15 protein-coding genes are annotated in these 14,207 nt (G+C 40.1%); 1 reads left to right on the forward strand and 14 read right to left on the reverse strand.

Annotated features, from left to right (window positions below; translation table 11 throughout):
- Positions 1-21 precede the first annotated feature (21 nt).
- From topA to G7058_RS01100, 10 genes are all read right to left on the reverse strand, one after another.
- Positions 22-2,088 (reverse strand): type I DNA topoisomerase, encoded by a 2,067-nt coding sequence (gene topA / locus G7058_RS01055; RefSeq protein ID WP_166061811.1) that lies wholly within the window; start codon positions 2,086-2,088, stop codon positions 22-24.
- Between the two features lie 95 nt (positions 2,089-2,183).
- On the reverse strand, positions 2,184-3,077 hold the full coding sequence (dprA, locus tag G7058_RS01060; protein ID WP_227004463.1) for a DNA-processing protein DprA: 894 nt from the start codon (positions 3,075-3,077) through the stop codon (positions 2,184-2,186).
- A 58-nt stretch (positions 3,078-3,135) separates the two neighbouring features.
- Positions 3,136-3,918: a ribonuclease HII gene (locus G7058_RS01065; protein ID WP_166061812.1), complete on the reverse strand. Its 783-nt coding sequence runs from the start codon at positions 3,916-3,918 to the stop codon at positions 3,136-3,138.
- The gene (ylqF, locus tag G7058_RS01070; RefSeq protein WP_166061813.1) at positions 3,911-4,789 is read right to left on the reverse strand and encodes a ribosome biogenesis GTPase YlqF; all 879 of its coding nucleotides are present in this window, start codon (positions 4,787-4,789) and stop codon (positions 3,911-3,913) included. The genes G7058_RS01065 and ylqF overlap by 8 nt, the downstream gene beginning before the upstream one ends.
- A gap of 105 nt (positions 4,790-4,894) precedes the next feature.
- On the reverse strand, positions 4,895-5,500 hold the full coding sequence (lepB, locus tag G7058_RS01075) for a signal peptidase I (protein ID WP_166061814.1): 606 nt from the start codon (positions 5,498-5,500) through the stop codon (positions 4,895-4,897).
- Between the two features lie 28 nt (positions 5,501-5,528).
- On the reverse strand, positions 5,529-6,065 hold the full coding sequence (gene lepB, locus G7058_RS01080) for a signal peptidase I (protein WP_166061815.1): 537 nt from the start codon (positions 6,063-6,065) through the stop codon (positions 5,529-5,531).
- On the reverse strand, positions 6,066-7,562 hold the full coding sequence (locus tag G7058_RS01085) for a S41 family peptidase (RefSeq protein ID WP_166061816.1): 1,497 nt from the start codon (positions 7,560-7,562) through the stop codon (positions 6,066-6,068). It lies immediately after the preceding gene.
- A gap of 41 nt (positions 7,563-7,603) precedes the next feature.
- On the reverse strand, positions 7,604-8,308 hold the full coding sequence (gene deoD / locus G7058_RS01090) for a purine-nucleoside phosphorylase (protein ID WP_166061818.1): 705 nt from the start codon (positions 8,306-8,308) through the stop codon (positions 7,604-7,606).
- A 2-nt stretch (positions 8,309-8,310) separates the two neighbouring features.
- A complete protein-coding gene (locus G7058_RS01095; RefSeq protein WP_166061819.1) occupies positions 8,311-8,565 on the reverse strand; it encodes a YozE family protein in 255 nt (84 codons plus the stop codon).
- Positions 8,566-8,592: 27 nt separating this feature from the next.
- Positions 8,593-9,219 (reverse strand): DUF2140 family protein, encoded by a 627-nt coding sequence (locus G7058_RS01100; RefSeq protein WP_166061820.1) that lies wholly within the window; start codon positions 9,217-9,219, stop codon positions 8,593-8,595.
- A 115-nt stretch (positions 9,220-9,334) separates the two neighbouring features.
- Between G7058_RS01100 and trhA the strand changes: the two genes are divergently transcribed.
- Positions 9,335-9,982: a PAQR family membrane homeostasis protein TrhA gene (gene trhA, locus G7058_RS01105; RefSeq protein ID WP_166061821.1), complete on the forward strand. Its 648-nt coding sequence runs from the start codon at positions 9,335-9,337 to the stop codon at positions 9,980-9,982.
- A 381-nt stretch (positions 9,983-10,363) separates the two neighbouring features.
- Here trhA and G7058_RS01110 read toward each other — a convergent pair whose 3' ends face one another.
- The 4 genes from G7058_RS01110 to G7058_RS01125 all read right to left on the reverse strand — a co-directional run bounded on the left by G7058_RS01110 (position 10,364) and on the right by G7058_RS01125 (position 14,180).
- Positions 10,364-10,693 carry a hypothetical protein gene (locus G7058_RS01110; protein WP_227004464.1) on the reverse strand — a complete coding sequence of 110 codons (330 nt, stop codon included), beginning with the start codon at positions 10,691-10,693 and terminating at the stop codon, positions 10,364-10,366.
- A gap of 135 nt (positions 10,694-10,828) precedes the next feature.
- A complete protein-coding gene (locus tag G7058_RS01115) occupies positions 10,829-11,305 on the reverse strand; it encodes a dihydrofolate reductase (RefSeq protein WP_166061823.1) in 477 nt (158 codons plus the stop codon).
- Between the two features lie 17 nt (positions 11,306-11,322).
- Positions 11,323-12,270: a thymidylate synthase gene (locus tag G7058_RS01120; protein WP_166061824.1), complete on the reverse strand. Its 948-nt coding sequence runs from the start codon at positions 12,268-12,270 to the stop codon at positions 11,323-11,325.
- Between the two features lie 23 nt (positions 12,271-12,293).
- Positions 12,294-14,180 carry an ABC-F family ATP-binding cassette domain-containing protein gene (locus G7058_RS01125; protein WP_166061825.1) on the reverse strand — a complete coding sequence of 629 codons (1,887 nt, stop codon included), beginning with the start codon at positions 14,178-14,180 and terminating at the stop codon, positions 12,294-12,296.
- Between the last annotated feature and the right edge of the window lie 27 nt (positions 14,181-14,207).

The raw sequence follows: 14,207 nt of genomic DNA on the forward strand, positions 1-14,207 counted from the left end.
CTCCCGGCCCGTTCACATTGATTATTTTTGAACTTCTTCTTCGTAATCACAGCTGCTACATTTCACTTGCTGCCCACCACGAACTTTTTTCTGTACCAAATATTTCTCACATTTCGGACAATCACGGCCAATCGGTTTATCCCACGACACGAATTCGCAGTCCGGATAACGTTCACACCCAAAGAAAATTCTATTTTTCTTGGATTTTCGTTCGATTACTTCCCCTTCTTTACAAAGCGGACATTTAACGTTAATTTTCTTAACAATTGCTTTCGTATTGCGGCAATCAGGGAAATTACTACATGCATAAAACTTCCCAAATTTACCAATCTTAATAACCATTGGATTGCCACATAACTCACAGTCAAATCCAGCTGGTTCATCTTTAATTTCGATTTTTTCCATCTCAGCTTCGGCAATGCTTAGATGTTTTTCAAACGGGCGATAGAAGGCATCGATAACTTTTACCCACTCCAACTTACCTTCTTCAATGGCATCCAAATCTTTTTCCATTTCAGCAGTAAAGGACACGTCAACAATACGTGGGAAATAGGTATCAACTAAACCATGCACGATTGTTCCCAGTTCTGTTGGCTCAAACCGTTTCGCTACCAACTTAACATAGTAACGGCGTTGGATTGTTTCGATGGTTGGCGAATACGTAGAAGGTCTTCCTACACCATTTTCTTCCAGAGCTTTAATGAGTGTCGCTTCAGAATAGCGTGCCGGCGGTTGTGTAAAATGCTGATTCGGAATAATATCTTTCGAATAAACCGTATCACCGACTACTAAGTCCGGAAGCATATTATCTTTTGATTTATTATCTTGATAGACTTTTCTAAAACCAGCAAAGTTTTCTTTTGATCCGTTTGCTCGGAAGATTAGGTCTTGGTTCGCCAAATTTACACGCATTGTGTCAAAAATTGCCGGCTGCATTTGGCTAGCTACAAAACGTGACCAAATCAATTGGTATAATTTGAATTGATCTTTCGTTAAGTATTGTTCGATATCAACAGGTTTACGCAAGACGCTTGAAGGACGAATTGCCTCATGCGCATCTTGCGATCCTTCAGCCGCTTTTTTAACTGGTGCTTTAGTACGTGCGTATTCTTTGCCGTACTCATCCAAGATGAACGCATACGTCTCTGAAACAGCCGAATCTGCTACACGACTGGAATCCGTACGCATATAAGTAATCAGACCGACTGACCCTTCTTTACCAAGCGGTATTCCTTCATATAACTGTTGTGCGACCATCATTGTTTTACGCGTTCTGAAGTTTAATTTGTTAGCTGCATCTTGTTGCAAGCTGGATGTTGTAAAGGGTGGCGCAGGATTACGTTTTTGTTGTTTCTTCTCAACGTCCGCAACCATAAATTCATTCCCTGACAGCTTCGCTAACGTATTTTTGGCTTGTTCTTCATTCAGTAATTTTAGTTTCTTCCCATCGTTTAAGCCGTAGAAAGCAGCTTCAAATACTTTTTTGTCTTTTTGGAAGGTTCCATCTAATGTCCAAGACTCTTCCGGAACAAACCCATTAATTTCTTCTTCACGATTTATAATTAATTTCAGTGCGACAGACTGTACACGACCGGCACTCAATCCTTTTTTAACTTTCTTCCATAGAATAGGTGAAATAGAATAACCCACAATACGGTCCAACACACGACGCGCAGTTTGGGATGAAACTAAATCCAGATTAATAGGTCTTGGGTTCTTAATAGCCTCTTTAACGGCTGTTTTCGTTACTTCGTTGTAGACAACACGGATGTTGTCATTTGGATCGAGTCCTAATAAATAAGCTAAATGCCATGCAATTGCTTCCCCTTCTCTATCCGGGTCAGATGCGAGAAATATTTTTTCTGCGCCTTTAGCATATTTTTTAAGTTCTTTGATAAGCGGGCCTTTCCCGCGAATGGAAATGTAGTCCGGTTGGTAGTCATTCTCAAAATCTACCGCCATACGGCTTTTTGGTAAGTCTCTCAGGTGCCCTTTACTTGCAACCACCTTGTAATTCCGTCCTAGATATTTTTCGATTGTCTTTGCTTTGGTAGGTGACTCTACGATCACCAAATATTTATATGCCAAAGGAAAACTCCTTCCATTACTTACTGGTCGTAAGAACGACCTGAAATCGTTTATCATCTTATGCTATTAATAAGAGTTTTGTCAAATATTTATTTTTATTTCCAAATTTTATCCATCTCTAAAGCAATGTCTGGGTAACACAAAACGGCCTTTGCGCCGGCTTGAATCAACTGATTTGTCCCTTTGAACGCGGGGTTTAGAATGTTTCCCGGTACAGCAAAGACTTCTCGATTCTCCTGCAAAGCCAGATTTGCTGTTATCAGGCTGCCCGAGCGTTCTTTGGCTTCTATTACTAGGACACCTTGCGACATTCCTGCGATAATCCGGTTCCGCATCGGGAAATGTAATTTCTGAGGTCCCGTTCCCAAGGGGTATTCACTCACAACAAGGTGTTCTGTTGCCATTTGGTTCTGAAGCTCACGATTTTGTGATGGGTAAAAACGATCCAGTCCGGTCCCAATAATAGCGATAGACCGTCCGCCTGTTTCTAGCGTTTGTTTATGAACTTCATAATCGATTCCTTTGGCTAGTCCGCTTACGGTCACGACACCCGCTGTTACGATGGAAGGAATAATATCCTTCACAACTTTTTTACCATAATCTGAAATAATCCGACTGCCCACTACACCCAACATATTCTTCTTTGTTAAAGACCAGTCTCCCTGATAATAAAGAACGAGTGGCGGTTGATACATTTCTTTTAATAACTGCGGATAATCTTCATCGATAATCGTACAAATTTTTGTATCCGTTTGATTAAGCCGCTCCTTTTTACGCTCGAGTCCCTCTCTTTTTAGTGCCTCTTTTACAGCATCCATCCGTTTAAATGCTGTGGCCTGATTTTTCCAAATCCCTTTCCTGAGTAAGATGGCATCCAGACTTGCCTCCGGTTCATCACTTAAAGCAATAAGAATACCTTGCATTTCCTCAACACTAAAGACATTTAACAACGAACAGACAATCATTTTTTCCTTTATTACATTTTCCATATAAAAAACTCCTTTCCCTCTACATATATATAGAGAAAAAAGAGCGAAAAGCTTTTTTTTATTTAAATTTATTTTTTACCATCGTTTTAATGGGTTCAAAACTCTGACGATGGATGGGCGTATACCCACAATCTTCCAAACCTTCCAGGTGAATTTTCGTCCCATAACCCGAATTATTCTCAAAACCATAGTTCGGATATTGAATCGCATACTCTTCCATAAGACGGTCGCGGTATACTTTGGCTATAATACTTGCCGCAGCAATAGAGTAAGATCTCGCATCCCCTTTGATTAAAGAAACCTGTTTAAGAGGTAAGGCTAACTGCATCGCGTCGATTAAGAGCGCGTCCGGTTTACCGGTTAAATTTTCTACAGCTGTAATCATTGCTTTTTTAGTGGCTTGATAAATATTCATCGCATCGATTTCCCGATTGTCTACAATCCCAATTCCGACGTCCGCTTTTTCCATGATGATATCATAGAGTTCCTCGCGTACTTTTTTAGACAATTTTTTTGAGTCATTAATCGGTAATGTCGGCATATCTTCCGGTAAAATAACGGCAGCTGCAACGACAGGGCCTGCTAAGGGACCTCTTCCCACTTCATCAATACCCGCAATCATCTGGAAGCCTTCTGTTTGCAGCTCTTTCTCGTAAGTTAACATCAACGCATGGTGTTGGATGCTATTTTGCATTTTTTCGTACTGCGCCTGCCATCTCTTCAATTGCGTCTGGACTCCTTTGCGGCTATCCAGACGCAACTCTGCCAAAAGTGGATTATTTGGTTCAGTTACAGTAGCTAAAGCTTCTTTTATTTCAGCAATGGAACGACTTTTATTCATTACCAGACACCTTAGTTTCTTCTGGTTCAACCGGAACTTCGTCTAGTGTATAGGCTCCCAACTTGCCATCACGGATGTCAAAAATCAGTTTTTCACTTGCGCGGTCAAAGTCATCACCAAAGTTAAGATGCGTGGTTAATTCCATCAGTAATTCTGGATAAGTCTTGTCGGTCATATCTTCAGATAGGTGGTATGCTTCTTTTATCCGGCCTGGGTACGTGTGGATGAAGAAATCAAGTGCATATAACGCAATATCGTCTTTATGAAAAAGTGCGTCTTTTATTGCACCCGTCAAAGCCAGTTTTACTCCTACTTTTTGATCCTCAAATTTATGCCATAAAATACCAGGAGTATCCAATAATTCAAAGTCATTTTCAATCTTCAACCATTGTTGCTGTTGTGTCACACCAGGTTTGTTTGCTGTTTTAGCCCGGTTCTTTTTAATCATTTGGTTGATAAATGTTGATTTACCAACGTTCGGAATTCCGAGTACCATTAAACGGATGGCACGCGGTTTCATCCCTTTTTGCTTCCGGATAGCCATTTTTTCGGCCATCATTTCTTTAATAATTTTCTTCGTGCGTGTAATATCAGAATGACTAAACGCATCAATCGCAATCGCTTGTTGATTTTTTTCACTCTGGTTAAAATGCGTCAACCATTCTTCTGTACGTGAGCGATCTGCTAAGTCGGCTTTATTCATAATAACGAGACGCGGTTTATTGTTTACGATCTCATCCATCAAAGGATTACGACTCGATTCAGGAATACGTGAATCCACTAATTCTAAAACGATATCAACCATGTTTCTATTTTCTATTGCTTGTCTTTTTGCCTTGGCCATATGCCCAGGAAACCACTGTATATGCATATTTTCTCCTCCGTTTATTCTGTTTCTTTCATTAAATAAGGTAGACCCGGCCTCCATAACCATCTACGGTCATGATTCCGGGTCTTTTCCTTACTATCCATTTACTTATTCATTTTTTTCTAAAAATCCAATCTTATCAAACGGCCAAATGCGTAAACTCGATGTCCCTTCAATCTCATCTTCAGGCACAAAGCCAAACATCCGGCTGTCTTTAGAAACTTGACGATTATCGCCTAAGACAAAGTAACTTTCTGGCGGTACTACCGCTGAAGTGCTTCCGGGAATGTCAAGCAATGAGAAATCATTGGTCACTTGACTTTCACTATCCGCCGTTTTTAAAGGTTCTAAGTAATGTTCCTCGACTAACTGACCATTAATAAATAAATCATCTTTGTAATAGGTAATTTCATCTCCGGGAATACCGATAATACGCTTTACATATTCTTCATTATCCGAATCAGTATCAGTATCTGGAGCGGGAAACACCACTACATCAAATCGATCCAATTCTCCCAAACGGTTCAGAATTAAACGATCCCCACTTTCGAGCGTGGGTACCATAGAGTTACCAACTACTTCAAAAGGAAAGAAAAGAAAAGTTCTGATAAGGATGAACAATACATAGGCAACAACCACCGACAACAATATACTTATAACTTCCTTTATAAAATTGCTGCCTTTGTTTCTTGATTTATATTGATTATTATTCATATCATACTCTCCTTTAGATAGGCCGCTTTTATTTGATCCATGCAATTTGGTTCAGCGGGTAAATAACAACTTGTGCTTTTCCCTCTACTGAAGTCTCCGGAACAAAACCAAACATGCGACTATCCTTACTTCTGGGGCGATTATCTCCTAATACAAAATAATGGCCTGCTGGTACTTCTTGTTGGTCTGCTGCTTCCGTTATGGAAAAGTCGGTTGTATAGATTTGATTTTCTTCACGTGCTTGCTTTAAGAACGGCTCGGTAATAAGTTCGCCATTGATGTACAAGCGATCATTCTCATAGGCCACTGTTTCACCCGGTAGCCCCACTACCCGCTTGATATATACCTCTCCATAGTCATCGTGGAAGAGGATAATATCAAAGCGATCAATCGGGGTTAATTGGTGATACAAAATATAACTGGCAGGCTGTAGCGCAGGTTCCATTGAATCGCCTTCAACTTGGACTGGAATCAATACAAAGTAGCGAATAAACAGCGCCATTCCAATCGCCACTACCAGCGCTTTCGTCCATTCCCATACTATTTCAGAAAATGGTCTTTTCATCTAATCACTCATACTCTCAAGTAACTCTAATGCTTTATTAAGTTGGGTGTCATTTTCAGAAATAGCTGCTCTTAATTCTGAAACTAATTTAACGGATGTTTCTTCATCCATTTCTCCCGTTTGTGCTAGCGCGTTATCGGATTGGAACTGATAAATCGCTTCACTCGTATCGTAATCATAATAGCCGTCTGCTACAAGGGAGTAACCTACTGCACTTAACATATGCTCGACATTTTTAACTGCTTCGGAAACGGCACCTAATTCATACGTTGCGGATGAATCGATGATGGTCAAGAATGCATAGGCTGGCATCTCAACCTCATAATCCGGTGAAATCCCTTCGCCATGTATCCAATTACCTGCAGGCGTTAACCATTTCGCAACTGTCAGTTTTAACTCACTGTCTTCAGTCAAAGGATAAATGGATTGAACCGTTCCCTTACCAAATGTAGTCATCCCAACGAGTGGAACATTCGCTTCTTCTTTCATAATACCCGCTATGATTTCAGAAGCACTTGCACTCCCTTCATCGATTAACATAACAGATGGTTCAGTAACTTGGAATTCACCATATTCTTTATCACTTGCCTTGATAATATAAGGATTGCCATTTTTTTCTTCTGTCTGTAATAAAACTGCACCGTCTTCTACAAACATATTCCCAATCTTCAACGATTGATCCAAAAGACCACCTGGATTTTGACGATAGTCAAACACGAATTTCTTCGCTCCTTGTCCTCGCAAATCCTCAACAGCTGATACGATTTCATCATAAGTCGGTCTGGCAAAACTAAATACCGACACAATACCGATTTCTGAATTTTCCTCTGAGAGTTCGTAAGCAACCGTTTCAATCGGAATCGTGTCACGAACGATATCAACAGTTAACGTCTGTGAGCCGCGTTGAATTTCCAACGTCACGGTCGTTCCACGTTCGCCACGAATCAAGGCAACTGCCTCAGTGGCTGTCATCCCTGCTAAAGAAACACCATCCGCCTTCAGAACAATATCATTTGGCAGCAAGCCTGCTGCTTCCGCAGGTGCTCCTTTAATTGGTGATACGATAACAATTTGATCATTCATGCTCATAATTTCAGCGCCAATTCCCTCAAAAGAAGCTGAAATGGTTTCATCCATTGTTTCCGTTTCTTCAATATTCAAGTACTGGCTGTAGGGATCATCGATGGCATTGACCATACCGGACAAAGCTCCTTCAATCAAATCTTCTTCACTAATATCTTCAATGTAATTAGATAGAATAATCTCATAAACTGCTTGAATATTTTTTGATCCGGGAACCTTATTTAAATCTGTAATCACTTGTGTTGATTCTGATTCGTCACTGCCCGTTCCGCGATTGGCAAAGCTTAATTGATTGCCTTTTGTAAAGATGAACGTTACCCCTGCCGCTACTGTGGCAACCAGGATAAGAGACAAAAAATAGACCGGAAGCTTAACTCCCAATTTCTTTTTCTTAATTTGTTTGTTCGGATCCATCTTGTTGGGAAACCTCCTTCAGTCACTTTCATACTTAAAATTTATTTTAGGACGCTGTCCAATGCTACAAGCATCATGTCGTCGAAGGTACGCTCGCGTTCTTCAGAAGTTGTTTCTTCCCCTGTCAGAATATGATCACTGATTGTTAAAATAGCAAGCGCATTAACTTGGTGTTGGGCAGCCAACATATAAAGTCCTGTCGCTTCCATTTCAATCGCCAAGACACCGTAATCTGCTAATTTTTGCTTATCCAATTCTGCGTTGTAGAAACGATCTGAAGACAAAACATTTCCAACATGAACATTTAAACCGCGTTCTTTGGCAGTGTTGAAAGCATCGTATAGTAAGTTAAAGCTTGCTAAAGGCGCAAAATTAACTTGGTTTTTGAATACATTTGCGACAACGCTTGAATCTGAAGTTGCGCCTTGTGCCAAAACGATGTCACGAACGTGCACATCTTCTTGAATACTTCCCGCTGAACCAACGCGGATTAAGTTTTTAACACCATATTCGGTAATCAATTCATGGGCATAAATCATAATGGACGGTAAGCCCATCCCTGTTCCTTGCACAGAAACACGCTTTCCTTTATAGGTTCCGGTATAACCAAACATATTACGAACAGAGTTGTATTGAACCACATCTTCTAAATATGTTTCGGCAATATACTTCGCGCGTAATGGATCTCCTGGTAATAAGACTGTTTCTGCAATTTCTCCTGGTTTTGCTGCAATATGTGTACTCATTTTTATTCCTCGCCTCTTCTTAATATTTTATTTGCTTGGTGCTTTTTTTCTCTAAACTGATTATACATTTCATCAAAGTCGGCCATATGCTCTGAGTATTCTCCGCTTAACTCTAAGTAATCCGCTAAGATATAGTAATCAGAATGATTCCTGGGAAAGCCTGTATCATTGTCGAGTTTATTCGCAAACGCCACAAGAGGATCTTTTTTATATGGATCCCTGAATGTCATAGCATATTGGTAAAACTGCTGGTCCATAATTTACCTCCCAATTCGTTATAAGTCTTATTGTAGCAAATTTTCCTTTGCTATGGTGATGTTAAAGGTGTATTCAGCAAGTTCTTTTTCAATTTTTATTAATTTAATTCGTTTTACACTCCCTGTTTCGACTTCAGAGAGTCGTACAGTAATAAATGCATTATCTATATCCACTTCAAGCGGTAAATTCGGATCCATTTGATTGCTGAGTAATTGAAGGACTTGCTTAACTGGTAACGTAAACCGTCCCAATGCTACTTCGGAAACTTTCAGCTGCAGATTGCCATCTTCCACAACAAATGGTTCCGCTGTCAACTGGTATTGAATCGGAAAACCCAAGACTTCAAGCTCTCCTGATATAATAACATCTTCAGAAATAGTGATTTCGGGCACCTCACCTGTTGATGTATTTTCGGAAAGTGCATACAACAATAACGTTTCCAAATCCTTATTCCCCAGCGTGATCAGCGCGTCGATTTCCTCTTCACTGTTTATTATCTCCTCTGTTATTTCTTCTTTTTTGGAATGAGTGTCCGTTGTCGGAGAAGCGATAAAGAGACTTCCAACATAAATAATAACACCCATATTTAACAGCAAAAGAAGAAAAAAGGCCCATTTCCATCCGGATTTCTTCTTTTTAGCTACTTTTTCCACTTATTGTCACCTCAATAATTACAAATGCGTTTTTTTAATTTTAGCACTAATTATGCTATACTTCTATTAGATATGTTTGAAAATATAGTGACCATCAAAAATTGGGGGCAAGAATATGTCAAATCAAACAATTACAAGAAAAAAAAGTGATATCTTAACTGAAGTGTTAAATGCAATTACGCATGGTATCGGTACTCTATTAAGTGTTATCGCCTTGGTTTTTCTAATCATCAAAGGCATCCGATCAGGTGATGGTGTCCATTTGGCAGCCTATCTCGTTTACGGCATCTCCATGATTCTCTTATTCCTAGCGTCAACTCTATACCATAGCTTTAGCTTTACACGATTCAAAAAAATCTTCCATTATATCGACCACGCTGCTATCTACTTGCTTATTGCAGGGAGTTACACACCGTTTTGTCTAATTGTTCTGGAAGGAACGCAAGCTAAGGTTTTGTTAATCACCGTTTGGAGTATTGCGCTAATCGGTTTAATATTGAAAATATTCTTTGTAGGCCGTTTTAATAAAGCTTCTACTTTCTTATACCTGGCAATGGGTTGGTTAGCTGTTTTCCTTATTAAGCCCATTACTGTGTACCTGGGTACAACGGGTATGACTATATTCATCATCGGTGGCTTAGCATACAGCCTGGGAACTATTTTTTACAGCATCAAACGCTTCAAGTTTATGCATGTCATTTGGCATTTATTTGTACTGGCGGGAGCTGCTTTCCATTACTTTACTGTTTTACTTTATGTATAAATATAATAGAAGAGGGACCGAGAAAAAACTCTCGGTCCCTTTTCCTATTAACGAATAATAGTGGCGTAAATATGCTTAAAAAGGCAGATCCGATAGCAATGTCATATAGAAAGGGAGCATGCATTCATTGGATGGGTTCTTCCTTTTTTTGATTTTTTTTAAGTTATCCGAGATGAGACGGAAATGCCCTGTGGTCCGTGGGGGGTGCTTTTGTGGATCCGTGGGGCATTTCCTTCACCAAACCCGAATCATCAAGAATTAAAAATGAGAATGTTACGCAGGCTATTTTGAATGCAGCAAGGCTTTAACGGCTAACTTCGTAGCACAAGGGAAATACTGAGGAATCTAGTATATTATAAGGAGTTGGTTTAGAAAATCGGTCTACCAACTGATTATAAAACTATTTACATCGAGTTCGACTGCGAAATCCGGTCTCCAACTGATTGTAAAACTATTTACATCGAGTTCGAATAGGAAAATCGGCGTCCAACTGATTGTAAAGCTATTTACATCGAGTTCAACTGGGAAAACCGTCCTCCAACTGATTGTAAAGCCATTTACAGCGAGTTCGACTGGCAAAACCGGCGACCAACTGATTGTAAAACTGTTTACAGCGAGTTCAACTGCGAAATCCGATCTCCAACTGATTGTAAAACTATTTACAATCAGTACCACCGGGAAATAACTAACTAAATTAGAAAACACCGTCATATCTAGGAAGAATAACCCTTGATATGACGGTATTTTTAATTACTCAGACTATAGATTATTTTATTTAACTACCTACTTTAGTAGCTCTCGGATATGGTATGCGTTAGAAGATTCGAATCTAAACGGCTCTCTTTCCTATTTGTTTTTACGCTTAAACGTCTGAAAAACATGTTTATAGACGTTCTTTTCGTCTTGGATCCCTGGCGTTTCCTCGGTTAATTCCCATTCGCTCCAATCCACTTCAGGGAAGAACGTATCACCATCAAATACCCCATTGATCTTCGTACGGATTAAAACATCCGCATCAGGTAAGAATTGCTTATATATCTCACTCCCGCCAATTACATAAATATCGCCGTCCGGGAGATCCGATAATTCACTGATAACAGTTGCGCCCGGTGCTTGATACTCTTTTTGACGCGATAAAATATAGTTGTTGCGGTTCGGCAAGGGACGGTTCCCCATACTCTCAAACGTTTTTCTTCCCATAACAATCGTTTTACCGGTTGTCGTGGTTCTGAAGAATTTCAAATCATTCGGAAGATGCCACGGAAGCTTGCCATCTTTCCCGATGGCTCCCGTTGTATCTTCTGCCCAAACTAATAGATACATATCCTTCCTCCGTTCACTTACACCGCAATCGGTGCTTTAATTCTGGGGTGACTCTTGTACCCTTTTACAATAATATCGTCTTTTTCCATGTCAAAAATAGATTTTTCAGGTGCTTTCAAGACTAGTTCAGGAAGTTCATACGTTTCGCGGGAGAGCTGTTCGTTTATCTGATCCATATGATTCAAATAAAGATGTGCATCACCAAAAGTATGGACAAAATCACCGACTTCTAAGCCAGTCTCATTGGCAATCAAATGCGTTAACAAGGCATAGCTGGCAATATTAAACGGCACACCCAGAAATACATCCGCACTGCGTTGGTACAGCTGACAACTCAACTTTCCATCAGCCACAAAAAACTGGAACAGTGTATGGCAAGGTGGCAAAGCCATGTGTGGGACATCTTCAGGATTCCACGCTGACACGATCAGACGTCTGGAGTCCGGTTGTGTCTTAATCATCTGGATGACGTCTTTAATTTGATCAATGGTTTCACCTTGTGATGTTTTCCAATGGCGCCACTGTGAACCATAAATATTTCCCAGTTCCCCATATTGTGCTGAAAAGGCATCATCCGTTAGTACTTTTTCTCTGAAAAGAGCCATTTGTTCTTGATACGCGATTTTGAAGTCTTCATCTTCAAGAACACGACGACCAAAGTCCGACATATCGGGACCCGTATAATCACTAGACTTGATATATCGCTCAAACGCCCACTCATCCCAAATATGATTATTATTTTCCAGTAAATAACGGATATTGGTATCCCCTTTTAAGAACCAAAGTAACTCGCTTTTAATAAGCCCAAATGCTGTTTTCTTTGTTGTTAGAAGAGGAAAACCTTTTTGTAAATCAAAGCGCATTTGATACCCAAAGATACTTTTAGTACCTGTACCGGTCCGATCGGATTTCTCCACGCCCTCATCGCGTATTTTTTGTGCCAACTCAAGATATTGCTTCGTCATCATTACCCACCCTTATTGATAGTTTATTCACCTGCGTACTGACTGAGGTATTCGTAACGTTCCCATTTGGCAGCTAACTGCGCTTCTTTTTCTTCAACTTGGATTTGTAACTCACCCAACTTAGTGAAGTCTGACGAGAATTCAAGCATTTCTTCTTTCGCTTGACTCACCGCTTCTTCAATGAGCATTATTTCCTCTTCAATTCCAGACCATTCCAGTTGCTCGCTATAAGTTAGTTTTACTTTTTCTTTTGTATCCGAAACGGTTGTTTTTTCTTTCTCCGACTTTATAGGTGCCGGTTGATAAAGTTCATCCGCCACTTCCAGATAATCCGTCATATTTCCGTAAAATAGAAACGGCCCAGAAGGTGCATCAATAACAATCAATTTCTCAACAACTTTATCTAAGAAATAACGGTCATGTGAAACAACCAACGCGGCTCCTTGGAAGCTCGTTAAGTAATCTTCAAGTACTGTCAACGTTTCAATGTCCAAATCATTCGTCGGTTCATCAAATAACAATACGTTCGGTTGATTCATTAATAGTTTCAGTAAATACAAACGACGGCGTTCGCCACCTGATAATGTCCGAATTAAACTTCCGTGCATTTCGCGTGGGAATAAGAAAGTTTCCAGCAATTCCGTCACACTTACACGCGTACCATCAGCAATTTGTGCTTCTTCTGCTATTTCCTGCAAGTAATTAATCACACGTTTATCTTCCGGGAACGGCTCCATAATCTGACGATAATAACCGATTTTAACGGTCTCACCAATGGTCAGGATACCCGAAGTTGGTACAACATCACCCGCCAACATTTTCAAAAATGTCGTTTTCCCAGAGCCATTTTTCCCAACAATTCCAATCCGGTCCGAAGCTTGGAAGATATGACTGAAATTATTTAAAATTTCTTTTTCTCCGGCTTTCAAAGAAATATCTTCCAGTTGGAATACGCGTTTACCCAACCGTGAACTGTCAAAGTTAATTTCTAAATTCTGTTCTTCGCCTTGTGCTTCTTTTACGTCTTTTGCCAAGTCTTCGAAACGATGAATCCGAGCCTGTTGTTTGGTCGTTCTGGCTTTCGCACCTTTACGCATCCAAGCCAATTCATTCTTATAAAGTTTTGCTTGTTTTTCAGTCATCTTTTGTTGAATGGCCTCGCGCTCAGCTTTTTGTTCCAGATACGAGACATAGTTACCTGAATAGCTTTCAATAGCGCCATTCTTAATTTCTAACATTTGATTGGTGACCCGTTCAAGGAAGTAACGGTCATGCGTAACTAACAGTAAAGCGCCCTTATAATGCGCCAAATAGGTTTCTAACCAAATAATTGCATCCACATCCAAGTGGTTTGTTGGTTCGTCCAGAAGCAATAAATCCGGTGCTTGCATCAATACCTGAGCCAGCCCGACCCGTTTTATTTGACCGCCTGATAACGCACCAATCTTTTGTTCCAAATTATCGAGACCTAATTTATTCAAAATTGTTTTGTATTGCACTTCTGCTTGCCAAGCGTCGTTGGCATTCATTTCTTGCTCACAGCGCATATACGCCTCTTGATGCTTGACGTTCTCACTATCGTTCGCCAAGTTAGAAACAGCTTCTTCGTACCGACGCACCGTTTTAATTAACGGAGCATCCCCTGAGAAGACAGCTTCAAAAATAGTATGTGATTCATCAAAGGACGGTTCTTGCGGCAGATAATTAATCCGGTAATCATTTGATTTTTCAATCGTACCCGCATCGGGTGTATCAGCGCCAGCAATAATTCGTAAAAGTGAACTTTTCCCGCTCCCGTTTTGACCAATTAAGCCAACGTATTCCCCTTCGCGAATGGTAAATGAAATATCTGTAAATAGCTGCTTAATCCCATGAGACTTCGATAGCCCTACTGCTTTTATATCTTTCATATATGCGTCAACCCTCAATTTCTATCG

Source organism: Jeotgalibaca porci (assembly GCF_011299095.1).
Classification (GTDB): Bacteria; Bacillota; Bacilli; order Lactobacillales; family Aerococcaceae; genus Jeotgalibaca; species Jeotgalibaca porci.

Excerpts from the sequence above, each read along its gene's own strand:
- dprA (WP_227004463.1), bottom strand. The coding sequence starts at position 3,077 with ATGGAAAATGTAATAAAGGAAAAAATGATTGTCTGTTCGTTGTTAAAT.
- G7058_RS01065 (WP_166061812.1), bottom strand. The coding sequence starts at position 3,918 with ATGAATAAAAGTCGTTCCATTGCTGAAATAAAAGAAGCTTTAGCTACT.
- ylqF (WP_166061813.1), bottom strand. The coding sequence starts at position 4,789 with ATGCATATACAGTGGTTTCCTGGGCATATGGCCAAGGCAAAAAGACAA.
- lepB (WP_166061814.1), bottom strand. The coding sequence starts at position 5,500 with ATGAATAATAATCAATATAAATCAAGAAACAAAGGCAGCAATTTTATA.
- lepB (WP_166061815.1), bottom strand. The coding sequence starts at position 6,065 with ATGAAAAGACCATTTTCTGAAATAGTATGGGAATGGACGAAAGCGCTG.
- G7058_RS01085 (WP_166061816.1), bottom strand. The coding sequence starts at position 7,562 with ATGGATCCGAACAAACAAATTAAGAAAAAGAAATTGGGAGTTAAGCTT.
- deoD (WP_166061818.1), bottom strand. The coding sequence starts at position 8,308 with ATGAGTACACATATTGCAGCAAAACCAGGAGAAATTGCAGAAACAGTC.
- G7058_RS01095 (WP_166061819.1), bottom strand. The coding sequence starts at position 8,565 with ATGGACCAGCAGTTTTACCAATATGCTATGACATTCAGGGATCCATAT.
- trhA (WP_166061821.1), top strand. The coding sequence starts at position 9,335 with ATGTCAAATCAAACAATTACAAGAAAAAAAAGTGATATCTTAACTGAA.
- G7058_RS01110 (WP_227004464.1), bottom strand. The coding sequence starts at position 10,693 with ATGACGGTGTTTTCTAATTTAGTTAGTTATTTCCCGGTGGTACTGATT.
- G7058_RS01115 (WP_166061823.1), bottom strand. The coding sequence starts at position 11,305 with ATGTATCTATTAGTTTGGGCAGAAGATACAACGGGAGCCATCGGGAAA.
- G7058_RS01120 (WP_166061824.1), bottom strand. The coding sequence starts at position 12,270 with ATGACGAAGCAATATCTTGAGTTGGCACAAAAAATACGCGATGAGGGC.
- G7058_RS01125 (WP_166061825.1), bottom strand. The coding sequence starts at position 14,180 with ATGAAAGATATAAAAGCAGTAGGGCTATCGAAGTCTCATGGGATTAAG.